The 23038-nt window shown below is 74.0% G+C and carries 23 protein-coding genes; 9 read left to right on the top strand and 14 right to left on the bottom strand.

Going from position 1 to position 23038, the window contains the following annotated elements:
• The first annotated feature begins 155 nt into the window (after positions 1-155).
• On the top strand, positions 156-1562 hold the full coding sequence (locus AB0I41_RS28320) for a lysine 2,3-aminomutase (RefSeq protein ID WP_357113609.1): 1407 nt from the start codon (positions 156-158) through the stop codon (positions 1560-1562).
• Positions 1563-1646: 84 nt separating this feature from the next.
• On the opposite strand, the gene AB0I41_RS28315 is transcribed toward AB0I41_RS28320, so the two are convergent.
• Positions 1647-1982 (bottom strand): YnfA family protein, encoded by a 336-nt coding sequence (locus AB0I41_RS28315; RefSeq protein WP_357113608.1) that lies wholly within the window; start codon positions 1980-1982, stop codon positions 1647-1649.
• A 62-nt stretch (positions 1983-2044) separates the two neighbouring features.
• Positions 2045-2236: a CsbD family protein gene (locus tag AB0I41_RS28310; protein WP_357113606.1), complete on the bottom strand. Its 192-nt coding sequence runs from the start codon at positions 2234-2236 to the stop codon at positions 2045-2047.
• A gap of 187 nt (positions 2237-2423) precedes the next feature.
• Between AB0I41_RS28310 and AB0I41_RS28305 the strand changes: the two genes are divergently transcribed.
• Both AB0I41_RS28305 and AB0I41_RS28300 read left to right on the top strand, forming a co-directional pair.
• Positions 2424-2990, top strand: coding sequence for a histidine phosphatase family protein (locus AB0I41_RS28305; protein ID WP_357113604.1), 567 nt, complete (start codon positions 2424-2426; stop codon positions 2988-2990).
• An 82-nt stretch (positions 2991-3072) separates the two neighbouring features.
• Complete coding sequence (locus AB0I41_RS28300) at positions 3073-3720, top strand: hypothetical protein (protein ID WP_357113601.1); 648 nt, start codon at positions 3073-3075, stop codon at positions 3718-3720.
• Between the two features lie 14 nt (positions 3721-3734).
• Here the strand turns inward: AB0I41_RS28300 and AB0I41_RS28295 are convergent, their stop codons facing one another.
• Together AB0I41_RS28295 and AB0I41_RS28290 are read right to left on the bottom strand one after the other, a co-directional pair.
• Positions 3735-4232, bottom strand: coding sequence for an Lrp/AsnC family transcriptional regulator (locus AB0I41_RS28295; RefSeq protein ID WP_357113600.1), 498 nt, complete (start codon positions 4230-4232; stop codon positions 3735-3737).
• Positions 4233-4529: 297 nt separating this feature from the next.
• Positions 4530-4700, bottom strand: a complete 171-nt coding sequence (locus tag AB0I41_RS28290) for a hypothetical protein (RefSeq protein WP_357113598.1) — start codon at positions 4698-4700, stop codon at positions 4530-4532.
• Positions 4701-4922: 222 nt separating this feature from the next.
• Between AB0I41_RS28290 and AB0I41_RS28285 the strand changes: the two genes are divergently transcribed.
• A complete protein-coding gene (locus AB0I41_RS28285; protein ID WP_357113596.1) occupies positions 4923-5372 on the top strand; it encodes a hypothetical protein in 450 nt (149 codons plus the stop codon).
• A gap of 461 nt (positions 5373-5833) precedes the next feature.
• On the opposite strand, the gene AB0I41_RS28280 is transcribed toward AB0I41_RS28285, so the two are convergent.
• From AB0I41_RS28280 to AB0I41_RS28255, 6 genes are all read right to left on the bottom strand, one after another.
• A complete protein-coding gene (locus AB0I41_RS28280) occupies positions 5834-6979 on the bottom strand; it encodes a DUF6596 domain-containing protein (protein WP_357113629.1) in 1146 nt (381 codons plus the stop codon).
• 8 nt (positions 6980-6987) lie between these two features.
• On the bottom strand, positions 6988-7395 hold the full coding sequence (locus AB0I41_RS28275; protein ID WP_357113594.1) for a YciI family protein: 408 nt from the start codon (positions 7393-7395) through the stop codon (positions 6988-6990).
• Positions 7396-8109: 714 nt separating this feature from the next.
• Positions 8110-8247, bottom strand: a complete 138-nt coding sequence (locus AB0I41_RS28270; RefSeq protein ID WP_357113592.1) for a hypothetical protein — start codon at positions 8245-8247, stop codon at positions 8110-8112.
• A 9-nt stretch (positions 8248-8256) separates the two neighbouring features.
• Positions 8257-9402, bottom strand: a complete 1146-nt coding sequence (locus AB0I41_RS28265; RefSeq protein ID WP_357113590.1) for an acyl-CoA dehydrogenase family protein — start codon at positions 9400-9402, stop codon at positions 8257-8259.
• Complete coding sequence (locus AB0I41_RS28260; RefSeq protein ID WP_357113588.1) at positions 9399-10514, bottom strand: Xaa-Pro peptidase family protein; 1116 nt, start codon at positions 10512-10514, stop codon at positions 9399-9401. Before AB0I41_RS28260 ends, AB0I41_RS28265 begins: the two co-directional genes overlap by 4 nt.
• A 49-nt stretch (positions 10515-10563) precedes the next feature.
• The gene (locus AB0I41_RS28255; protein WP_357113586.1) at positions 10564-11457 is read right to left on the bottom strand and encodes a winged helix-turn-helix transcriptional regulator; all 894 of its coding nucleotides are present in this window, start codon (positions 11455-11457) and stop codon (positions 10564-10566) included.
• Positions 11458-11542: 85 nt separating this feature from the next.
• Here AB0I41_RS28255 and AB0I41_RS28250 point away from each other — a divergent pair, with 85 nt between their 5' ends.
• Positions 11543-12808, top strand: coding sequence for an MFS transporter (locus AB0I41_RS28250; protein ID WP_357113584.1), 1266 nt, complete (start codon positions 11543-11545; stop codon positions 12806-12808).
• Between the two features lie 6 nt (positions 12809-12814).
• Here AB0I41_RS28250 and AB0I41_RS28245 read toward each other — a convergent pair whose 3' ends face one another.
• Positions 12815-13888 carry a DUF4037 domain-containing protein gene (locus AB0I41_RS28245; protein WP_357113582.1) on the bottom strand — a complete coding sequence of 358 codons (1074 nt, stop codon included), beginning with the start codon at positions 13886-13888 and terminating at the stop codon, positions 12815-12817.
• Between the two features lie 147 nt (positions 13889-14035).
• On the opposite strand from AB0I41_RS28245, the gene AB0I41_RS28240 reads away from it, so the two are divergent.
• Positions 14036-14956, top strand: coding sequence for a 5'-3' exonuclease (locus tag AB0I41_RS28240; RefSeq protein WP_357113580.1), 921 nt, complete (start codon positions 14036-14038; stop codon positions 14954-14956).
• A gap of 82 nt (positions 14957-15038) precedes the next feature.
• On the opposite strand, the gene AB0I41_RS28235 is transcribed toward AB0I41_RS28240, so the two are convergent.
• Positions 15039-17843, bottom strand: a complete 2805-nt coding sequence (locus tag AB0I41_RS28235) for a DEAD/DEAH box helicase (protein WP_357113578.1) — start codon at positions 17841-17843, stop codon at positions 15039-15041.
• A gap of 86 nt (positions 17844-17929) precedes the next feature.
• Between AB0I41_RS28235 and AB0I41_RS28230 the strand changes: the two genes are divergently transcribed.
• Positions 17930-18694 (top strand): HAD-IA family hydrolase, encoded by a 765-nt coding sequence (locus tag AB0I41_RS28230; RefSeq protein WP_357113576.1) that lies wholly within the window; start codon positions 17930-17932, stop codon positions 18692-18694.
• A 291-nt stretch (positions 18695-18985) separates the two neighbouring features.
• On the opposite strand, the gene AB0I41_RS28225 is transcribed toward AB0I41_RS28230, so the two are convergent.
• Both AB0I41_RS28225 and AB0I41_RS28220 read right to left on the bottom strand, forming a co-directional pair.
• A complete protein-coding gene (locus AB0I41_RS28225; protein ID WP_357113574.1) occupies positions 18986-19912 on the bottom strand; it encodes a diacylglycerol kinase family protein in 927 nt (308 codons plus the stop codon).
• A 59-nt stretch (positions 19913-19971) separates the two neighbouring features.
• Positions 19972-21015 carry a zinc-dependent alcohol dehydrogenase family protein gene (locus AB0I41_RS28220; protein WP_357113572.1) on the bottom strand — a complete coding sequence of 348 codons (1044 nt, stop codon included), beginning with the start codon at positions 21013-21015 and terminating at the stop codon, positions 19972-19974.
• Positions 21016-21333: 318 nt separating this feature from the next.
• Here AB0I41_RS28220 and AB0I41_RS28215 point away from each other — a divergent pair, with 318 nt between their 5' ends.
• Both AB0I41_RS28215 and AB0I41_RS28210 read left to right on the top strand, forming a co-directional pair.
• A complete protein-coding gene (locus AB0I41_RS28215) occupies positions 21334-22071 on the top strand; it encodes an RNA ligase family protein (RefSeq protein WP_357113570.1) in 738 nt (245 codons plus the stop codon).
• Between the two features lie 607 nt (positions 22072-22678).
• Complete coding sequence (locus AB0I41_RS28210) at positions 22679-23020, top strand: hypothetical protein (RefSeq protein ID WP_357113568.1); 342 nt, start codon at positions 22679-22681, stop codon at positions 23018-23020.
• Positions 23021-23038 lie beyond the last annotated feature (18 nt).

Here is a 23038-nt window from a genome sequence, read left to right as displayed (position 1 = left end):
GACGTCACGCCGACCTCCCCCTGTCCAGCCGCTCGAAGCCCCGACCAGGGCTCGCATCGCGGGAAAACTTCCGGCAGAATAATTCCTTCACCGGATATTTTCCAGTAGCCTACGGGCCGCCGATCATCTGCACCACCGCGCACCGAGGAGGGGCCGTGACCCAGACCCAACCGGTTGAGACCATCCCTCAACCCCGTCACGCCCCGGTCGCCACGCCGACCGCCGGGCAGCCGTACGAGTACCGCCGCAGCCCCCTGGTCGAACCCGACTGGACCCGCTTCCCCGGCTGGCGCCACGTCACCCGCGAGCAGTGGGAGAACGCCCAGTGGCAGCGCGTCAACTGCGTCAAGAACATCAAGCAGCTGCGCACCGTCCTCGGCGACGGAGTCGACGAGACCTTCTACGACGACCTCGCCGCCGACCAGAGCGCCCTGGCCACCATGTCCATGCTGGTGCCGCCGCAGATGCTCAACACCATGGTCCCGTTCGCCCCGATGACCACCGAGGCGTTCCTCGCCGACCCCGTGCGGCGCTACATGATCCCCGTCGCCTCCGACCGGCGCACCGACTGGCCGTCACACCCGTACGCCAGCCGCGACAGCCTCCACGAGCACGACATGTGGGTCGCCGAGGGCCTCACCCACCGCTACCCCACCAAGGTCCTCGCCGAACTGCTCTCCACCTGCCCGCAGTACTGCGGCCACTGCACCCGGATGGACCTGGTCGGCAACTCCACTCCCACCGTCGACAAGCTCAAGCTCACCCTCAAGCCCGTCGACCGCTACGACGCCCACATCGCCTACCTGAAGGCTCACCCGGGCGTCCGCGATGTCGTCGTCTCCGGCGGCGACGTGGCCAACGTGCCGTGGAAGAACCTCGAGTCGTACCTGATGCGGCTGCTGGAACTGGACACCGTCCGCGACATCCGGCTCGCCACCAAGGCGCTGATGGGCCTGCCCCAGCACTGGCTCCAGCACGACGTCGTCGAGGGCCTGGAGCGGGTCGCCCGCACCGCCGCCCGCCGCGGGATCAACCTCGCCATCCACACCCACGTCAACCACGCCCAGTCACTCACCCCGCTGGTCGCCAAGGCCGCCCAGACCGCCCTCGACGTCGGCGTCCGCGACGTCCGCAACCAGGGCGTGCTCATGCGCGGCGTCAACGCCACCGCCCCCGACCTGCTCGACCTCTGCTTCGCGCTGCAGGGCGAAGCCGGCATCCTGCCGTACTACTTCTACATGTGCGACATGATCCCGAACGCCGAGCACTGGCGGGTTCCGGTCTGGCACGCCCAGCAACTCCAGCACGACATCATGGGCTACCTGCCCGGCTACGCCACCCCGCGGATCGTCTGCGACGTCCCCTTCGTCGGCAAGCGCTGGGTGCACATGCTCACCGAGTACGACCGCGAACGCGGCATCTCGTACTGGACCAAGAACTACCGCACCTCGATCGAGTCCGCCGACCTGGAGGCGCTCAACAAGCGCTACGCCTACTACGACCCGATCGACACCCTGCCGGAGGCCGGCCAGCAGTGGTGGGCCGCCCACCGCGACGACTGACCCCGACCCGCCATCGCCCGGCACCCGCCACAGAGGTGCCGGGCGATACGCGTCTCCGCCACCGCGACACCACCGACCTCTTCTTCAGCCACCACGCGGCGCGTACATGATGACCGCGACACCAAGCAGGCAGATCACCGCGCCCGCCAGGTCCCAGCGGTCCGGCCGGAAGCCGTCCACGAGCATCCCCCACGCCAGCGACCCCGCCACGAACACGCCCCCGTACGCGGCGAGGATCCGGCCGAAGTGCGGGTCCGGCTGGAATGTGGCCACGAAGCCGTAGCAGCCCAGCGCGATCACCCCGGCCGCGATCCACCACAGGCCCCGGTGCTCCCGCCAGCCCTGCCAGACCAGCCAGGCCCCGCCGATCTCGGCGAGCGCGGCCAGGGCGAACAGCAGCAGGGACCGGGCGACCGTCACGCCCGCCACGCTAGCCGAGCGGTCCCCGGGGGAATCCCCGGGGACCGCTCGGCACGGCTGGGTCAGCGGAACTTGTCCCGCGCTTCGCGACCGACGTCCTCGACGTTCTCGCCGGCCTGCCTGGCCCGGGCGGCGCTCTGTTCGTTGGCGCCCTCGGCCCGCATCCGCTCGTTGTCGGTGACGTCGCCGATCCGCTCCTTCGCGACGCCGGTGAGCTGCTGGGCCTTGTTCTTCGCCTTGTCCGTGAAGCTCATGTCGCCTCCTGCTGCTCCGGCGGTGCGCGGGGCCGGCCGCCCCGCTCCCCCGTGCGTCCCCCGTTGGCGGAGCCCGAAACCGTGTCTCGTCGGTGGAGGGTGCGGTTGACCGCACAGGTCACGCCGCGTACGGCATCCTAGGACAATAGGCGGGTCGTCGACGCCAAGTGCTGGTTGACTTGGGGGCATGACCGAGATCGTCCTGGTCCGGCACGGCGAGACCACCTGGAGCGCCAGCCACCGGCACACCTCGTACACGGAACTGGAGCTGACCCCCGACGGCGAGCGACAGGCCCGCGCCCTCGGGGGAGTGCTCGTCGGCCGGCGGTTCGCCCGGGTGCTCGCCAGCCCCCGCAAGCGGGCCCTGTGCACCGCGCAGCTCGCCGGCCTCACCGTCGACAGCGTGGACGACGACCTGGTCGAGTGGAACTACGGCGAGTACGAGGGCCGCACCACGGCGGACATCCACGAGGAGCACCCGCACTGGAACATCTGGACCGACGGCTGCCCCGGCGGGGAGACGCCCGAGCAGGTCGGCGAGCGGGTCGACCGGCTGCTCGCCCGGATCGCTCCCCTGCTCGACCTGGGCAGCGTCGCCCTGGTCGGCCACGCGCACAGCCTGCGGGTCGTCGGCGCCCGCTGGATCGGGCTGCCCCCGTCCGCCGGCGGAAAGCTGCGGCTGGACACCGCCACGGTCAGCGTGCTCGGGCACGAGCACGGGCGGCAGGTCATCCTCCGCTGGAACGGCGGCTGACCGGGCCGGCGGGCAAGATGTTGAGGGCTCAACTTTCGGGTATCGTTGCCCTGGTCAGCGTCGTCGAGGAGAGGGCCGGGACATGCGCGCTACGGACCCGGGCGAAGGGGCGGGCTTCACCCCCGCCGCCGTCGTCACCACCGGCAGCGCCGACCCCGCCGCGCCACTGGTGGTGCTGCTGCACGGCCGGGGCTCGCACGAACGGGAGATCATCACCCTCACCGAACAGCTGCCGGCCGGCCCTACGTACGCGGCCGTGCGCGCGCCGATCGCCGAGGGCGGCGGGTACGCCTGGTTCGCCAACCGGGGCATCGGCCGGCCGGTGGCCGGGTCGCTGCGCGCCACGATGGACTGGTTCCGCGGCTGGCTCGACGAGACGGCGCCCGCCGGCCGGCCCGTGGTGCTGGTCGGATTCAGCGGCGGGGCGGCCTTCGCCGGCGGGCTGCTGCTCGACGACCCGGCCCGGTACGCCGGTGCGGCGATCCTGTACGGCCCGCTGCCGTTCGAGGCCGGCGTCCCGACCACGCCCGGCCGACTCGCCGGGCTGCCCGTGTTCGTGGCGCAGGGCGAGCACGACACCGTCATCCCGCGCGACCTGCTCGACCGCACCTGGGACTACCTGACCGGCGAGTCCGACGCCGCCGCCACCGCCCGCCGCGACCCGGTCGGTCACGGCATCGCCCCACCCGCACTGGCCGCCCTCGGCGCCTGGCTGGCGGCCCTGGGCTGACCGGAAAGCCCGGCTCAGGGGGCGGGCGCGTCCCCGTTGGCGCGGGACCGCCCCCGGGCACGGGGGTCGAGGTCGATCTTCGGCGGCCGCCCCTCGTACGGCGTGGAGAGCACCACCGTGGTGCGGGTGGTGACGTTGGCCGAGGTGCGGATCTCCTGGAGCACCCGCTCCAGGTCGGCCGGGCCGGCCACCCGCACCAGCAGCAGGTAGAAGTCCTCCCCCGCCACCGAGTAACACGAGTCGATCTCCGGCAGGTGGGCCAGCCGCTCCGGCGCGTCGTCCGGCTGCGACGGGTCGAACGGGCGGATCGCCACGAACGCGGTCAGCGGCAGGTCCAGCGCCTCGAAGGACACCCGGGCGGCGTACCCGTTGATCACCCCGCGCTGCTCCAGCCGGCGGACCCGCTGGTGCACCGCGGACACCGACAGCCCCACCTTCTCCGCCAGGTCCGTGTACGACAGCCGACCGTCAGCGGTCAGCGCGGCGACGATGGCGCGGTCGATCTCCTCCACGCGCTGCAACCTACCTGGAAAAGCGCTCCGGTGCCGCACGCGGCCCGCCGGACGTGACGCTCAGCGGACCGTGCGGTCGCGCACCGCGTCCGCCGCGTGGTTGGGGGTCCAGCGATGGGTGCTTCAGTGACTGGAGCAAGCATCGGCCTGTTCTCGGGTATGGCGCCAAAGTCGGTCGTCGTGATCGGTACTGAGCCACGAGCCATCGCCGAGTGGTTCAAGGTCATACGCGTCATGGGTCTGCGTGTCGAGCGTCCCGTGTACCTGTCCCGTGCGTACGTCGACCAGGTGGTGCCGCTACCACTCCTGTTCGTCCTCGGTCTCCCCGGCGATCGTCACGACGGCGGTTTCGGAGTCGAGATAGCCGCCGGTCCACTCCACGTACGCCTCGTCGGGGTCGTAGCCGAAGGACTCCAGTGGGCCGCCCGAGGCTAGCCGACGGCGATGACGGGGTGCGAACGCCCTCATCTCGGCACGTCCGGACGCCTTGCCCGGTCGCAGCCAGCTACGCTCCGCGACGCGCGGTCAGCGGCAGATCCGGACGGTCCCTCAGTGAAGAGCGCCCCAAACGCCTCCGTCGGCCGCCGATTCGATCAGGAATCGAGAAGCCCCAGCGTTTCGCCAGGCCTAGCCTTCCTTCAGACGGCCGGCATCCCGCCCGAGCCTTGAGCATCGAAAGGCAGCCCGAGAATGTCCGCGAAGAATTCCAAGACCGGGTCCGACGGCTTCAGCGCCGAGGAGCGTGCCGCGATGAAGGAGCGCGCCGCCGAGCTGCGCGCCGAGGGCAAGAAGGGCGCCAAGAAGGCCGACGAGCTGCAAGCGGTCCTTGACCGGATCGCGCAGATGGCGCCGGAAGATCGTGCCCTCGCCGAGCGCGTGCATGCGACGGTGACCGCTACCGCCCCGAATCTGTCGCCAAAGACGTGGTACGGAATGCCCGCCTACGCGAACGCGGACGGCAAGGTCGTCGTCTTCTTCCAGGACTCGGGCAAGTTCAACTACCGGTACTCGACCCTGGGCTTCCAGGACGCGGCCAACCTCGACGACGGGGACCTGTGGCCGGTGTCGTACGCGCTCCAGAAGTGGAGTCCCGTGGTGGAGAAGAAGGTCGTCGAGCTGGTGAAGGCCGCTGTCTCCTGACCGTTGCTGCGACCGCCGCAGAGCACGAGTGGGCTTCGGTTGGCGGTCCGGACGGCTCCGCCTCGGCACCCGCCGTCAGACCCACCCTGCCACATCTTCGAGCGCTTCCTCGCGTTCGGTCACACATGAACGACGGCACCGACAGCGGCAGAAGCGTGCATCCGATCTTCCTTGGTTCGGTCGTAGGCTGCCGTCCCGTGATCGCCGTGGAGGTGGCAAGGCGGCTCTTCGTGGATCAGCCTGGGTGAGCCGCTTTTCGGGCAGCCGAACCGTCGCACAGATGGGTCACCATCAGCGGGCGGGTCTGTCGAGACACCACGCTTCCAGGGCGCCTGTCGTCGCTGAGCTTCCCCGTCGGCAACGCGTCGTGCAGCTAGTCTCGACCTGCCTACTCACTGTGAGGCGACCGCTCTGGCCACGGGGCCGCGCCAAGTGCTGCGGGAGAATCCGAGCGCGACCCGTCAGCGACACCGGCGGGCGTTGAGCCGGGCGGCCTGGCGCGTCAGGTGGTCGCGCTCGGCGAGGTTGGGTGCCTTGTGGGCCGCCTCGGCGTACAGCCGTGCCGCCGTCGCCAGGTCGCCGTCGCGCTCGTGGAGGTACGCCGCCACCGCCGTGTGGCGGGGCAGTGCGTCGTCCAGCGCCGCAAGCGCCGCCAGCCCGGCGCGCGGTCCGTCGGCCTCGCCGACGGCCACCGCGCGGTTGAGCCGGACGACCGGACTGTCGGTCAGGCGCGCGAGCTCGTCGTACCACTCGACGATCTGCACCCAGTCGGTCTCCTCGGCGGTGGGCGCGTCAGCGTGCAGTGCCGCGATGGCGGCCTGGGCCTGGAACTCGCCCAGCCGGTCGCGGGCGAGGGCCGCCTGCAGGATCTCGACGCCCTCGGCGATCGACGTGGTGTTCCACCGGCTTCGGTCCTGCTCGGCGAGCGGCACCAGGCTGCCGTCGGGCGCGGTCCGGGTGGCGCGCCGGGCGTGGTGGAGCAGCATGAGGGCGAGCAGCCCCGCCACTTCGGGGTGGTCGATCGCGGCCGCGAGCTGCCGGGTGAGCCGGATGGCCTCGGCGGCGAGGTCGACGTCGCCGGAGTAGCCCTCGTTGAAGACCAGGTAGAGGACGCGCAGCACGGTGGCGACGTCGCCGGGTTGGTCGAACCGCACGCCGGTGACGGTGCGCTTGGCCCGGCTGATGCGCTGCGCCATGGTCGCCTCGGGCACCAGGTAGGCCTGGGCGATCTGGCGGGTGGTCAGCCCGCCGACGGCGCGCAGCGTGAGCGCGACCGCGGACGACGGCGTCAGCGACGGGTGGGCGCACAGGAAGTAGAGCTGGAGCGTGTCGTCCACCGCAGGCGCGGGCCCGGGCGCCGGCTCCTCGTCGACGAGGTCCTCACGCCGGCGGCGGGCGGCGTCCGCCCGGGTCGCGTCGAGGAACTTGCGCCAGGCCACGGTGACCAGCCAGCCCTTCGGGTCCCGCGGCGGGTCGGCCGGCCAGACGCGGACCGCCTCGACCAGCGCGTCCTGCACGGAGTCCTCGGCCGCCGCGAAGTCGGCTCCGCGACGGACGAGGATCCCGAGCACGCTCGGCGTGAGGCTCCGGAGCAGGACCTCGTCCACCGGCGGGGTCACTCCGTGATCGTGGGCTGAGCGCCGTAGAACGGGCGCAGCTCGAGCCACTCGTGGATCGGCTTCCCGCCCGCCCCGGGGGCGGCCGACAGCTCCCCCGCCAGCTCGATGGCACGCTCGTAGCTGTCGACGTCGATCACCATCCAGCCGGCGATGAGGTCCTTGGTCTCGGCGAACGGGCCGTCGGTGACCGGCGGCCGCCCCTCACCGTCGTACCGGACGAACGTCCCCTCGGGGGCGAGCGCCTGACCGTCGACGAACTCGCCGGTGCGCTCGAGCCGGGCCGCGAAGTCGTGCATGTACTGCACGTGCGCCGAGATCTCCTCCGGCGTCCACTGGTCCATGGGCACGTCGTTGACCGCAGCCGGAGCGCCGCGGTAGTGCTTGAGCAGCAAGTACTTGGCCATCGTGTTTCTCCTCGGTGCTGGTGCGACCCATGTTGGTCACGTTCACCGCGGGGACGGAGCCAGTCACGGGTCCTCGACATCGCCGTCCGAAATTTCGTCGGTCAGACCAAATATCGCACGCAGGACACGTCGGTCATCTTGTCCCGGCGCTGGGCCGTTCACCGACCGGTCACTTGATCTGCTCCGCCAGCTCGACGATGATCCCCTCGGGGCCACGGACGTAGCAGAGCAGGTAGCTGTTCTCGTACTGCTCCGTAAGTCCGGCGACCTAGCAACACCTCATCGACGGACCTCAGCAGCGCGACGTTGTGCGCCTCCGAGGCGGAAAAGTCCTCGACCGCCGCGAAGACGTCTGCCTCTCCATTCGGGCCCGCGAGGAACCCGTCTACTGAAATCCACTGCTGGACGATGACACGGCCCATGAAGACTCCCTCGGTGGCGGACAGCCGACAGTCCGCCGTCACGTTGTCGATCCTGAGAAGGATGGCCGCGGCAAAGCGTAGACCGTTCGAACAGACACGCAGACGCGGTGCACCTGACCGACTCCGAACCCATGGGCTCGGCCTGTGCGGTGACCCGCCGGCCCTCCGCCATACCCACATCGACAGAGGCGGATGTTGTCGCATCCGTGGCTTCGACCACCGGGGATCACAGTCGGTAGCCAGCGAGTCGGGGGATCGCGTAACCCGTCAAGCGAAGTCGACGTGTAACGCATCATCCGAAGTACGGCATGTCCGTGACGGACATGCCGTCGGCCATCGTCACCAGCAACTTGGCGGCCGGGGCCCGCAACTGGCGTAGCAGGGCGTATCCCCATGCCGTCGGGGTCGACGGTGATCCGCGCAAAGGCATTGGCGCGGGCTAATGGCCTTTCGCCAGCGCCCGGGAGATGACCAGCCGCTGGATCTGGTTGGTGCCCTCGACGATCTGGAGCACCTTCGCCTCCCGCATGTACCGCTCCACCGGGTGGTCGGCGACGTAGCCGGCGCCGCCGAGCACCTGCACCGCGTCGATGGTCACCCGCATCGCCACGTCGGTGGCGAAGAGCTTCGCCTTCGCCGCCTCGATCGAGTACGGCCGGCCGGCGTCGCGCAGCCGGGCGGCGGAGAGCATCAGCGCCCGGGCGGCGGAGATCTGCGTTGCCAGGTCGGCCAGGTTGAAACCGAGACCCTGGAAGTCGATGATGGCCCGCCCGAACTGCTGGCGTTCCTTGGCGTAGCCGACCGCGTAGTCCAGCGCCGCCTGGGCCAGGCCGACCGCGCAGGCGGCGATCCCGAGCCGGCCGGAGTCCAGTGCGGACATGGCGATGGTGAAGCCCATCCCCTCCCCGCCGATCAGCCGGTCGGCGGGCACGCGGGCGTCGTCGAAGGCGATCTGTGCCACCGGGGAGGCGTGCAGCCCCATCGTCCGCTCGGCCGCCTGTGGCAGGATGCCCGGGGTGTCCCGGTCGGCGAGCAGGCAGGAGATGCCCTTCGGCCCGGGCCCGCCGGTGCGGCAGAAGATGTTGTAGAAGTCGGCGACCCGGGCGTGGGTGATCCACGCCTTGGTGCCGGTGACCAGGTAGGAGTCGCCGTCGCGGACGGCCTTCGTGGTGAGCGACGCGGCGTCCGAGCCGCCCTGCGGCTCGGAGAGGCAGTAGGCGCCGAGCAGCTCCCCGCCGATCATGTCGGGCAGCAGCTTGCGCTGCGCGTCGGTGCCGAACTGGGCCACCGGGTAGCAGGACAGGGTGTGCACGCTGACCGCCTCGGCCACGGCGAGCCAGCGGCTGGCCAGGATCTCCAGCACCTGGAGGTAGACCTCGTACGGCTGGGCGGCGCCGCCGTGCTCCTCGGGGTAGGGCAGCCCGAGCAGGCCGGACCGGCCCAGGGTGCGCAGCACCTCCCGGGGGAACTCGGCGCGCTCCTCGAACCCGGCGGCCCGGGGGGCGAGTTCGCGGTCGGCGAGTTCGGTGGCGAGGTCGAGCAGGTCGTGGGCCTCGTCGGTGGGGAGGATCCGGTCGACAGTCATAGCGCGATGAGCTCCGTGGGGGCGGTGTTGAGCCGGTGCACGCCGTCCGTCGTGCAGACGACGATGTCCTCGATGCGGGCGCCGTGTCGGCCCGCGAGGTAGATGCCGGGTTCGATGGAGAACGCCATGCCGGGCTCCAGCGGCCGGGCGTTGCCGGCGACGACGTACGGCTCCTCGTGCCCGTCGAGGCCGATGCCGTGGCCGGTGCGGTGCAGGAAGGCGTCGCCGTACCCGGCGGCGGTGATCGGCTCGCGGGCGGCCGCGTCGACCGCCTCGGCGGTGACACCGGGCCGGACCGCGGCCACGGCGGCGCGCTGCGCCGCGTGCAGCACCTGGTAGTAGTCGGTGAACTCGGCCGGGGCGCGGCCGCCGGCCAGGTAGGTGCGCGTCGAGTCGGAGCGGTAGCCGGAGGGCATGGTGCCGCCGATGTCGACGACGACCGGTTCGCCGGCCCGGATCGGGCGGTCGGAGGTGCCGTGGTGCGGGCTGGCGCCGTTCGGGCCGGCGGCGACGATGACGAAGTCGACGGTGGCGTGGCCGGCGGTGCGGATCGCTGCGGCGATGTCGGTGGCGACCTCCGCCTCGGTGCGCCCTGGGCGCAGCCACTCGCCCATCCGGGCGTGCACCGCGTCGATCGCCGCACCCGCCTCCGCCAGGGCGGCGACCTCGGCCGGCGACTTGCGCACCCGCAGCTCGCGCAGCACCTCCCCGGCCAGCCGCTGGGTGGCCCCCGGGAGCGCGGCGCGCATCCCGAGGACCTGCTCGGCCCACATCCGGTCGGCCAGTCCGACCGCCGCGACCGGTCCGCCGAGGGCGGCGGTGACCAGCGGGTACGGGTCGGTGCCGTCGGCGTGGTCGACGATGCGTACGCCGGTGGCCGGCGCCGGGGACGCCTCGGCGGCCGGGCGCTCCAGGATGGGGACGATCAGGGTCGGCTCGCCCTCGGCGGGGAGCACCAGGCAGGTCAGCCGCTCCCCCGCGTGCGCGTCGTAGCCGGTCAGGTAGCGCAGGTCGGAGCCGGGGGTGAGCAGCAACGCGTCCAGGCCGGCGGCGGCGGTGGCGCGGCGCGCGGCGGCGAGCCGGTCGGGCGGATACAGCTCATCGGTTCCCACCCCGTCAGCTTAACGGTCGTTTGGGCCGGAACCTACTCAGGCCGCGGGCTCAGCGCGATGACCGGCTGCCGCACCACCGCTCGACCAGAGCGACCATCTCCGCGACCGAGCCGGCCGGGTCGGTCACCGGGAACTGCACGGCGCGGACCACGGCCTCCGGGTCGACCAGCAGGGTGAGCCGCTTGAACCGGTCGACCCCACCGGCGCGGAAGGTGGGCACGAGCAGCCCCGCCGCGAGCCGCCCGTCCTGGTCGGACAGGAGCGGGTACGGCAGCCGGGCGTACTCGGCGAAGGCGCGCAGCTGGTCCGGACGCTGGGTGCTCACGCCCCGTACCTCTGCGCCGGCGGCCCGGAGGAGGTCGTGCCGGTCGGCGTACGTGCGGGCCTCCAGCGTGCACCCGACGGCGCCGGGGATGTCACCCCAGCCCGGCGGGAGTGCCTGCTCTCCGGGGGCGAACGCCCCTGGGAAGAGGTAGAGCACGGTCCAGCGGCCCGGCACGGCCGGCGGCTCCGCGCCGCCGTCGTGCCGGGGCAGTGTGACGGCCGGCAGCCGGCGGCCGGCTAGCTGGTGCACCCGGCGGGCCTCTGCGGAGTCGGCGGCGGCGGTCGCGGTGAGCGCGCCGTCGCCCATCACGTGCCGGGTGCCCCAGTCCTGGAGGGCGACCAGCACGGGCAGCAGGCCCTCGCCCTTGGCGGTGAGCAGGTAGTCGTAGCGCGGCGGGTGCCGCGAGTACGCCTCCCGGCGCAGCACCCCGTGCTCCACCAGCGCGCCGAGCCGCTCGGTCAGCGCCCGGCGGCTGACCCCGAGCTCGCGTTGCAGGGCGTCGAAGCGGGTGGTGCCGCCGGCGACGTCGCGGACGATCAGGAACGTCCACCAGTCACCCAGCACGCCGAGGGCCTGGGCGATGCCGCAGTCGGCGTCGGCGAGGTCGCCCCGCCTCATCCGCCACCCCCTCGCTCGGTCCGCCGTCGACTATAGTCCGTTCCAGATTGGAACGCACTGGCTCGGGGACGGGGGTTGACGGCCAATGACCGTCGAGCAGGGAGCCGGAGTGTTCTGGCGCTGGTGGGCCGCCGGCACGACCAGCCTGGTCGGGTCGGCGGTCGGCGGGGTGGCGCTGCCGCTGACCGCGCTGACCGTGCTGGACGCGACCGCGTTCGAGATGGGCCTGGTCGCCGCCGCCGGCTACGTGGCCTGGCTCGTGGTCGGGCTGCCCGCGGGCGTCATCGTGCAGCGGCTGCCGCTGCGCGGCGCCCAGATCGGCGCCGACCTGGCCCGGGCGGTCGCGGTGGCGTCCATCCCGCTGGCCTGGTGGTGGGGGTGGCTGACCGTCGCCCAGCTGGTCGTCGTGGCCCTCGTCGTCAGCTTCGCCAACGTGCTCTTCGACGTCGCCAACGCGACCTTCCTGCCGGCCATCGTCAGCCGCGAGCAGCTGCACTCCCGCAACAGCCTCACCTCCGCGACGCACGCCGCCACCCAGCTCAGCGGCCCGGCGCTGGGCGGGCTCGCGGTGCAGGCGCTCGGGGCGGTGCCGACGGTGCTGGTCGACGCGGCCAGCTACCTCGTCTCGGCGGCGCTGCTGCGCTCCCTGCCCGCCCGCCAGGCGGAGGCGCCCGACCGGTGGCCCCCGGTCCGCCGGATGATCGGCGAGGGCTGGCGGTACGTGACCCGCCACCCGGTGATGGGCCCCACCATGTGGACGGCCACGGCGGTGAACTTCGTCTGCGGGGCGCAGTTCGCGGTCTACCCGCTCTACCTCGTTCGGGAGCTGCACGCCCCGGCCGTGCTGGTGGGCGTACTGCTCGCCGTGGAGGGCGTCGGGTCGCTGGTGGGCGCCGCGCTGACCCCGTGGATCACCGGCCGGTGGGGCACCGCCCGGGCGGTGCTGGTCGCGTGCGTGGTCTCCGTCGCCGGCGCGTTCGTCGTCCCCGTCGGTGCCGGCTGGGCGGCGTACCTGGCGTTCGCCGTCGGCAACGTGGTCTTCGCCGGCGGCGTGGTGGTGCTCAGCGTGACGACCCGCACCTACCGGCAGACGGCCAGCCCGCCGGAGCTGCTGTCCCGGGTCATGGCCACCGTCCGCTTCGTCTCCTGGGGCGCGATCCCCGTCGGCGGGCTCGTCGCCGGCGCCCTCGCCGGCCTCGTCGGCGCCCGGGTCACCCTGCTCGTCTTCGCCACTGCGGCGGTGTGCGCGCCGCTGGCCCTGCTCCTCTCGCCCGTGCGTCGGCTGCGGGACTTCACCGACCTGCCGGTCGACGACGTCGACGACCGGGACGTCGTCGGCGCCGCCCGTTGAGGGACGTCACCACGCAGGAACGGCGGCCGACAGCCGGCGGACCCGCTCCGGGTGGGTGAGCAGGTCCACGTTGTCGACGTACTGGTCGACGGCGCCGACCGGTGGACGCCCGCGCAGCGCCGGGTCGCCGGTCGCGGCGCGCAACGCGGCGGCGAACCGGCCGGCGTCGAGCACCAGGAAGGGCCGGTCGTGGAACGGCCGCACCCGCGGGTCGAGCGGCGCGGCGAGGCCGGTGCCGTTCGTCCAGCCGGCGAGGGTCTCCAGGGCTCGACCGAGCCCGACCTGCCGTTCGGTCCACCCGCCCGATCCCAGCGCGTCGGTCAGCGCGGCCACCACCGGCGACGCCTCCGGCAGTCGGGCGAAGAGGGTGCCGAGCCACTTGTCGTACGGCGGCCAGCGCCGGCGCAGCAGCAGCCCGAGGCGCATCAGGTCCCGGGCCAGTCCGGCGGTGACCACCCGGCTGCCCAGCTCGTCGCCGACCTCGGCGCACCGCCCGGCCAGGTGCTCGGACTGGCCGACCCGGGTCCAGGCGGCGGCCAGCACGTGCCGCCAGACGTCGTCCGGGTACCAGGCCAGCCGGGCCCGGGCGGCGCCGAGCGCCCCGTCGAGCCCGTCGTGGAAGACCGCCCCGCCGGTCAGCTCGGCCAGCCGCTGGGTGGGCACCGACAGCCAGTCGTCGGTGGTGACGCCATCGGCCGGGTCGAAACCGAGCCGGCCGCGCAGCCATCCGCCCAGTTCGTCCACGCTCACCCCGTGCCGGTCACCGTCGGCGTCCACGACTCCGAGGCGGGTGCCGGGGCCGCCGGCGAACCGGGTCGGCCAGCCCAGGAACTCCGCCGGCAGGCCGGCGTCCAGGGCGGCGCGTACGGGCGCGACGTCCGCGGCGTCGGCGACGAACAGCTGCGTGCGCGGGCCCCAGTCGTGGTCGGTGGAGCGCGGGGTGTCCAGCCCGAGCAGCTCCGAGCCGCCGTCGAGCAGTCCGGCGGCGTGGCGCAGGCCGGGGCAGCGCCGCGCCAGCAGCGGCGCGAGGACCTCGTCGTGGAATCGGCGGCAGAGCGTCAGGCCGGGTACGAACGCCATGCCGGCAGTCTGTCGGGGTGCCGCCCGGGCCGCCACCGATTAGCGGTCCGCCTGCCGACTGCCACGCACCATCGGGATCGATCAGGTCGGGTTGGCGCGGGACGCGTCGTTCCCACACCGTCGCAGGGCTGTGACAGGCTGTCGGGCGTGGCACAGCGACCCCCGATCCTGCTGATCGATGCGCCGAGTCTCTACTTCCGGGCCTACTTCGGCATCCCCGAGTCGGCCGCGAAGACCGAGGACGGCCAGCCGGTCAACGCCGTCCGCGGCTTCCTCGACATGCTCGCCCAACTGATCCGCACCCGCCGGGCGGACCGGATGGTCTGCGCGCTCGACCACGACTGGCGGCCCGCCTGGCGGGTGGAGCTGCTGCCGTCGTACAAGGCGCACCGGGTGGCGCCGGAGGGCGGTGAGGTGGTGCCGGACACCCTCTCCCCCCAGGTGCCGATGATCCTGGACGTGCTGGCGGCGATCGGCATCACCGCGGTCGGCGCGACCGGCTACGAGGCCGACGACGTGCTGGGCACGCTGTCGGTGACCCAGGACGCGCCGGCCGAGGTGGTATCCGGCGACCGGGACCTGTTCCAGCTCGTCGACGACGTACGCGGGGTGCGGCTGCTCTACGTCGGCCGGGGCGTGGCCAAGCTGGAGGACTGCGACGACGCGGCGGTCCGCGCCCGTTACGGCGTACCCGCCGACCGGTACGCCGACTTCGCCGCGCTGCGCGGCGACCCGAGCGACGGGCTGCCCGGGGTGCCGGGAGTGGGCGAGAAGACGGCCGCCCGGCTGATCGACCGGTACGGCGGCCTCGCCGGCATCCTCGCCGCGCTGGACGAGCCCGGTTCCGGCTTCGCGCCGGGGCTGCGCACCAGGCTCGACGCGGCCCGGGGCTACCTGGCGGTCGCGCCGAAGGTGGTCGAGGTGGCCCGGGACGTACCGCTGCCGGAGTTGGCCACCGCGTTGCCGGTGGCGCCGGCGCAGCCGGAGCGGCTGCTGGAGCTGGCGCAGCGGTGGAACCTGGCCGGCTCGTGCCGGCGGCTGGTCGATGCCCTCGCCGACCGGCCCTGACAGCCCACGACGCAGGGCGGCGGGCGTGGCGCCCGCCGCCCTGCGTCGTCGAAACCCGGGCTCACCGGGGCAGTCGCGGAGACTATGTGGCGGAGAAGTGGTAGGCCAGCACGCCACGGTTGACGGCGGCGATCGCCTGCCGCGCGGTGGACCGCAGGTCGGCCGAGGCGCCGCCGGAGTCGGCGAGCTGGCCGAGCAGGTCGACGACCTGCCGGGACCAGCGCACGAAGTCACCGGCCGGCATCTCCCCGTCGATCTCGTGCCCGCTGGCCAGCACCTTCGCCAGGGCCTCGCCCCGGGCCCAGCGGTAGATCGGCCAGGCGAAACCGAGATCCGGCTCGCGGGTGACCGTGAGGCCACGGTTGGCCTCGTCGGCCTCGATCTCCCCCCACAGCTTGAGCGTCTCGTCGACCGCGTCGGCGACCGGACCGCGCGGCAGCGAGGCCCGCTCGTCGACGTCGCGGCGGGCCTCGAAGACCACCACGGAGACGGCGGCGGCCAGCTCGGCCGGCGAGAGCCCGTCCCAGACGCCCCGACGCAGGCACTCGGCGACCAGCAGGTCCGCCTCGGTCCAGATCCGGCCGAGCATCCGGCCGGCGTCGGTGACCCCGCCGTCGGCGGAGAGGTAGCCGCGCGCGGTGAGCAGCGCGACGATCCGGTCGAACGTACGGGCCAGCGAGCCGGTCCGGCCGGAGACCCGCTGGCGCAGCTCCTCGGTGTCCTTCTCCAGCCGGCGGCGCCGCTCGGCCCAGCGGGCGTGCTCCTCCCGGTCCGGGCAGGCGTGGCAGGGGTGGTGGCGCAGCTCGGTACGGAGCTGGCTGAGCCGGTGGTCCTCACCGGCGGCCTGCCGGGACCGGCCGCCGCGCCGGCCGCCGTGCCGGTCCAGGCCGGTGCCGCTGACCTCGGCGGCGAGGTCGCGCCGGGCGGCCGGGGAGCGGTGGTTGAAGTGCTTGGGCACCCGGATGCGGGCGAGCACCTCCGCCGGGGTGGTGAAGTCGCCGGGGCTGACCCGGCCGGCCCAGCGGTCCTGGGTGAGCACCAGCGGGCGGGGCTCGCCGAAGCCGCCGGTCGCCGGGTCGAGGACGACCGCGAGCCCGGCCCGCCGGCCCGACGGCACCCGGATCACGTCGCCGACCCGCAGCCGCTCCAGCGAAGCGACCGCCGCCGCCTTGCGCTGGGTCTGCCCCTGCCGGGCGATGGCGCGCTCGCGGTCGGCGATCGCCACCCGCAGCGCGAAGTACTCGTCGAAGTCGCCGTGGTGGCAGGCGGCCTCCACGCCGTACGCCTCGATGGTCTCGGTGTTGCGTTGCACCTGCCGGGCCAGGCCGACCACCGACCGGTCCGCCTGGAACTGCGCGAACGACGACTCCAGCAGCGCCCGGGCGGGCTCCGCGCCGACGGTGCCGACCAGGTTGACCGCCATGTTGTAGGACGGCCGGAAGCTGGAACGCAGCGGATACGTCCGGGTGGAGGCGAGCCCGGCCACGTGCCGCGGGTCGGTCTCCGGGGACCAGACCACCACCGCGTGCCCCTCGACGTCGATGCCGCGCCGCCCGGCCCGGCCGGTGAGCTGGGTGTACTCCCCCGGCGTCAGGTCGACGTGGGCCTCGCCGTTGAACTTGACCAGCCGTTCGAGCACCACGCAGCGGGCCGGCATGTTGATGCCCAGCGCGAGGGTCTCGGTGGCGAAGACCGCCTTGACCAGGCCTCGGACGAACAGCTCCTCGACGACCTCCTTGAACACCGGCAGCATGCCGGCGTGGTGGGCGGCCAGGCCGCGCTCCAGCCCGTCGAGCCACTCCCAGTAGCCCAGCACCGTCAGGTCCTCGCCGGGGATGGCGGTGACCCGGGACTCGACCACCCGGCGGATCTCGGCGCGTTCGTCCGGCGAGGTGAGGCGCAGCCCGGCGGCGAGGCACTGCTGCACGGCGGCGGCACAGCCGGCGCGGCTGAAGATGAACAGGATCGCCGGGAGCAGCCCCTCCCGGTCGAGCCGGTCGACGATGTCCGGGCGCATCGGGCCGCGCCAGCGGGGGCCGCGCCGCCCGGCGCCGGGGCCCGCGCTGCGCCCCTCGCCCAACTCCAGGCGGCGCACCGTGTCCCGGGTGTAGCGCAGCAGCTCGGGGTGCACGTCGTGCTTGCGGGCCGCGTCGGCGTCGTGGAACAGGTCGAACATCCGCTTGCCGACCAGCATGTGCTGCCACAGCGGCACCGGCCGGTGCTCGCTGACCACCACCGCGGTCTCGCCGCGCACGGTGACCAGCCAGTCGGCGAACTCCTCGGCGTTGGAGACGGTGGCCGACAGGGAGACGAGGGTGACCGAGGCGGGCAGGTGGATGATCACCTCTTCCCAGACCCCGCCGCGGAACCGGTCGGCGAGGTAGTGCACCTCGTCCATCACCACGTAGGCCAGGCCCTCGAGGGTGGCCGAGCCGGCGTAGAGCATGTTGCGCAGCACCTCGGTGGTCATCACCACCACGGGCGCGTCGCCGTTGATCGCGTTGTCACCGGTGAGCAGGCCGACCTGCTCGGCGCCGTACCGGTCGACCAGGTCGTGGTACTTCTGGTTGGACAGCGCCTTGATCGGCGTGGTGTAGAAGCACTTGCGCCGGGTGGGCGTCTCCGGGGCGCCCTCGGCCGCCGCCGGCCGCGCCGGCGTCCCCCGCAGGGCCAGGTGTACGGCGAACTCGCCGACCACGGTCTTGCCGGCGCCGGTGGGCGCACAGACCAGCACGCCGCTGCCCCGCTCCAGGGCCTGGCACGCCTCGCGCTGGAAGTCGTCGAGATCGAACCCCAGATCGAGGGCGAACTCGTCCAGCGCCGGGAACTGGGAGGCCTGCGCGGCCCGGCGGCGCGCCGCGGCGTACCGCTCGGCGGGGCTCGACATGTCCTCAAGATTAGTGCGTACCCCGCACGGCTACGCGCGAAGGCCGTCCGGCAGGGCGGTCGGAGGGGGTCGGTAGGGTGCACGACGTGCCGGACCATGCCGAACCGCCCGTTGTCCCGAGCGGCGCCGACGACGCCGTCCGCCCGGGTCCGTCCCGCCGTCCCGTCGAGGCAGTCCTCTTCGACTTCCACGGCACGCTGGCGCAGGTGGAGGAGCCCCAGGAGTGGGTCCGGCAGGCGGCCGCCGCCTGCGGGGTGACGCTGGAGCGGATGCGGGCCACCGCGCTGGCCGACCGGCTGCTCACCGCCGGCCGGGCGGGTGGGCCGCTGCCGGCGCGGGTGCCGCCCCGGCTGGCCGAGCTCTGGGCCGACCGGGACCTCTACCCGTACGCGCACCGCGGGGCGTACACGGGGCTGGCCGAGACGGTGGACGCGGGCATCGAGGGGTTCGCCGAGGCGCTCTACGAGCGGCTGCTGGTCCCCGGGGGCTGGGTGCCCTACCCGGGCGTCGGGGCCACCCTGGGCGCGCTGCGCACGGCGGGGGTGAAGGTGGCGGTGGTGAGCAACATCGGCTTCGACATCCGGCCGCTCTTCGCCGCCTGGGGCCTCGACGGGCTGGTCGACGCGTACGCCCTGTCGTACGAGGTGGGGCGCTGCAAGCCGGACCCGGGGATCTTCCTGCGCGCGTGCGGGATGCTCGGCGTGGACCCGGAGCGCGCGCTGATGGTCGGTGACACCCCGGCCGACGCCGGCGCGGTCAACGCGGGCTGCGCGGTGCTGGTGCTGCCCTGCGCCGAGCCCGGCCGCGACAACGGCCTCGGCGCGGTGCTCGACCTGGCGCTGCGCGACTGACCTGCGGTACATCACCGCCAATAAGATCTTGATACCCGCCGCCCGCGCCGTCCGCCCACCCGACCGGCCGGTACGCCACGCCGTCGCGCTGAAGGTGGCGCTGCCGCAGCTGGCCGGTGACCTCAGCGCCGCCGAGCGGGCGCTGCTCGCCGAGTGGCTGGACCGGGCTGGCCGGGACCGACCCGCGCCGGGCAGACCGGCCGTGAGCCGCAAGCCCGCACGCGGTCCGCGCCGGGACGCCGCGCGGCGCCTCGGGCGACGAGCCGGTCGCCGAGGGGCCGGACGGCCAGCTCAGCCCAGCAGCCGCACCGCCGCCGGCGCGGCGGTGATCCGCACCGGCAGATCCAACGCCCGTTCCCCGTCGGCGTACGTGGTGATGCCCTCGGCGGCCAACTCCACGGTGCGGGCCCGGTAGCTGCGCACCAGCGGGTGCGCCACGTGGGTGCCCTGATAGATGCGCGGCTTGACCCGCATCAGGGTGCGCCGGTCGAACCGCCCGCCGACCACCACGTCCAGCAGCCCGTCGGTCGGGTCGGCGTCGGGACAGATCCGCATCCCGCCGCCGTAGCTGGCGCAGTTGCCGACCGCCACCAGCACCGCGTCCAGCTCGTGCGCCTCGCCGTCGAGGCGCAGCGTGTAGCGGCGCGGGCGCAGCCGGGCCAGCTCGACCAAAATCGCCAGGTCGTAGCGGCGGGGCCCGCGCGGCCAGCGCATCCGGTTGGCCCGCTCGTTGACGATCGCGTCGAAGCCGGCCGCGAGCACCGCCCCGTACCAGCGGTCGCCGCCGTCCGGGCCGGTCATCCGGGCCAGGTCGACCGGGCGGGTCCGCTCCTCGCGCAGCGCGGCGGCGATCACCTCGGCGGCGGCCAGCGGGTCGGTCGGGAAGCCGGTGTCGACAGCGAAGTCGTTGCCGGTGCCGGCCGAGACCGGGCCGAACGGCACCGGCGTACCGGCGACCGCCTGCAACGCCCGGTGGACCGTGCCGTCCCCGCCGACCGCTACCAGCGCGCCCGCGCCGTCAGCGACCGCGGCGTGGCACACCGCCTCCGCCTCGGCCGGGGTACGCGCCGCCAGCACCTCGACCGGGCGGCCGGCGGCGGCCAGCCGCTCCAGCAGTGCGGGCAGCAGGCCGCGGTGCCGCCCCCGGCCCGCGGTGGGGTTGGCGAGCACGGCCACCGGGCCGGTCGGGCAGTGATCGTCTGCGGTCACGGCGAGCACCGTACGGTACGGCGGACGCCGCCCACCAGGGGCGGCGTCCGTGTTCGTCGGTCCCCGGGTCAGAAGGTGATGCGGACCTTCAGCGCGGTGCGTTCGTCCATCGCCCGGTAGCCGTCGGGCACCCCGTCGAGGGTGATGGTGCGGTCGAAGACCGGCGACGGGTCGATGGCGCCGTCGAGCACGTCGGCAAGCAGCTCCGGGATGTAGGCGCGGGCCGGGGCGACCCCGCCGCCGAGGGCGACGTTGCGGCCGAACATCTGGCCGATGGCCACGCCGGCGCTGCCGCCGTGCGGCACCCCGACGTAGCCGACCGCGCCGCCGTCGCGGGCGATCGAGATCGCCGTACGCAGGGACTCCCCGGTGCCGACCGCCTCCAGCACGGCGTGCGCGCCCTGGCCCTTGGTGAGCTCTCGGACGGCGGCGACCGCCGCCTCGCCACGCTCGGCGACCACGTCGGTGGCGCCGAACGCCCGGGCGATGTCGGTACGGGCGGTGTGCCGGCCCAGCGCGATGATCTGTTCGGCGCCGAGCCGCCGGGCCGCCAGCACCCCGCAGAGCCCCACCGCGCCGTCGCCGACGACCGCGACGGTGGCGCCGGGGCGGACCCGGGCGGCGAGCGCCGCGTGGTGGCCGGTGGACAGCACGTCCGACAGCGCCAGCAGCGCGGTGAGCAGCCGCTCGTCGCCGGCGGCCTCGGCGGGGAGCTTCACCAGCGTGCCGTCGGCGTACGGGACGCGGACCGCCTCCCCCTGGCCGCCGTCGGAGCCGGGCTCGCCCCAGAACCCGCCGTGCGGGCACGAGGTGTGCAGGCCCTCGCGGCAGAAGTCGCAGACACCGTCGGACCAGACGAACGGGGCCACCACCAGGTCGCCGGCCCGCACCGAGGTCACCTCGGCGCCGGTGGACTCCACCACGCCCAGGAACTCGTGGCCGATGCGCTGGCCGGGCTGCCGGCTGGCGACGCCCCGGTACGCCCAGAGGTCGCTGCCGCAGATGCAGGCGGTGACCACCCGGACCACGGCGTCGGTGGGGTGCCGCACGGCGGCGTCGGGGACCTCCTCGACGCGGATGTCGTTCGGGCCGTGGATCACGGTGGCGCGCATGTGTCCGTCCTCGGGGGGATCGACAGTGGTCGGCGGCACGCCGCCGCCCCGGGACGGGCGGGCGACGGGCCCGGACGACGGTAGACCGGCACCGGGCGGGCGCCCAACGCGGTGCACGGCCGGCGTGGCGGGACTCACCCGCCCCGGCCGCCGGGGCCGCGGCGGGCACGATCCGCCCGGCGGGGCGAAAAGGCGGGCGTCGGCGGAACGGCTCCCGATACGCTCCGGCCGGCCGCCGACCCGGCGGCGGCGCCACGGGGAGGAACGCCAGTACCGAGCTTCGACATCCGGACCGCCGACCTGCGCGCGGTCAACTCGATGACCAAGTACCCGTCGATCCCGACGTACCACGCGCTCGACCCCCGCGACGGGGGCCTGCGGGAGGAGGTCGTGGAGTTCACCGGGCCGGTGACCCTCACCGAGAAGGTGGACGGCACCAACAGCCGGATCATCCTCACGCCGGACGGGCAGTACCTGATCGGCAGCCGCGAAGAACTGCTGCACGCCCGCGGCGACCTGATCGCCAACCCGGCGCTGGGCATCGTCGACGCGCTGCGCGGGCTGGCCGAGCGGCTGCGCGCGGACGCCGCCGCCGACCGGTTCACCGTGTACTACCTCGAGGTGTACGGCGGGAAGTTGACCGCCGCGTCGAAGCACTACACCGACAGCCGCCGGGTCGGCCACCGGCTGTTCGACATCGCCGAGTTCGACGGGTACGCCGACCTGCTGGGCCGGTCACCGCAGCAGCTCGCCGCCTGGCGCGACGGCGGCGGCCAGCGCTGGCTCGACGAGCGGGAGCTGGTCGCGCGGGCCGGGGCGTACGGCCTGGAGACGGTCCCCCGGCTGGCGACGGTGGACGCCACCGAGCTGCCCCGCGATCTGGACAAGACGTACGCGTTCCTGACCGACCACCTGCCGCACACCCTGGTGGCGCTCGACGGCGCGCCGGGCCGGTCGGAGGGTGTGGTGCTGCGGGGCGCGGACCGGTCGGTGATCGCCAAGGCCCGCTTCCAGGACTACGAGCGGGCCCGACGGGGTCGCTCCGGCGGGCGCTGACCAGGCCGGCGGGCCCGGCTCCCCGGGCGGCGCCGCCCCGCCTGGACCGTTCCGGGTGACGTGGGCGGGGGCGAAACCGCCGCCACGCTCGGCGGACCCGGCCATGTCACGGCCGGTGACTGTCTGATCGCTGATCGTGCTCCCCCGGGTCGACACCCAACGTGACCGGGCGGTGAACCAGGCCGCTGCCATCATCGCGTACCCGCAGCCCAGGTCGTGGCCGGCGGCGCGGTCACGCCCGGCGTCGGTGATGCTGTCGCCGGTGAACAGCACGCGTCCGCCGCGTGGCACCCGCACCGTCATCCGCCGCCTCCCGTCGTCCCCGCGCCCGCACGGTAGCCCCCGGCCGCGCCGGCCGGGCGGCCGGGCGCGCGGCGCATGGGCGGGGCCGCGGACGCACCACCCCGGCGGGGAGCCGCCGCTGCCGTGCCACTCGTCTCCCGGACGGACGGGGTGCGGCGCGCCTCCGTCGGGTCCGGGAGGTGCCGGCCTGACCAGCGGCGGCGGAAACCTCGACGCCGGGCCGACGCGTCCTGTCACCACACTGCTGCTTTCGGTAGAGTCCGAGTGCCGACCCTCGGGGTCGGTCAAGGTCGGGGGTGCGGCGATGAGCGGGCGGAGCGGGCGGTTCGCACCCCTCGCGCTGCGCCTCGGGCTCGTGCTCGGCGCCGCCGCCTGCGCCTGGATCGGCTACGAGGCGGGCACCGGTCAGCCGGCGCGCGCCGCCGACGCACCGCCCGCCGTCACGGTGGACGCGGCCGTCGGGAGTGTGACCGGTCTGCTCCAGACGTCGCTGTCCCCCGTGGGCATCCTGCCCGCGCTCGCGGCCGACACCCCGGACGCCCCGCCCCGGCCCGGGGCCGTCGACGACGGCGGCGAGACGGCGGACGCCACGCCCGCCCCAGCCGGTGCGTCACCACCTCGTCCGGCGTGCCGGCGGAGAAGGTGACCGGGAAGCTGACTCTCC

It is taken from the genome of Micromonospora sp. NPDC050200 (assembly GCF_040656135.1).
Classification (GTDB): Bacteria; Actinomycetota; Actinomycetes; order Mycobacteriales; family Micromonosporaceae; genus Micromonospora.
Note: the sequence above shows the minus strand (reverse complement) of the source record. Positions and strands in the feature narration are given on the sequence as shown.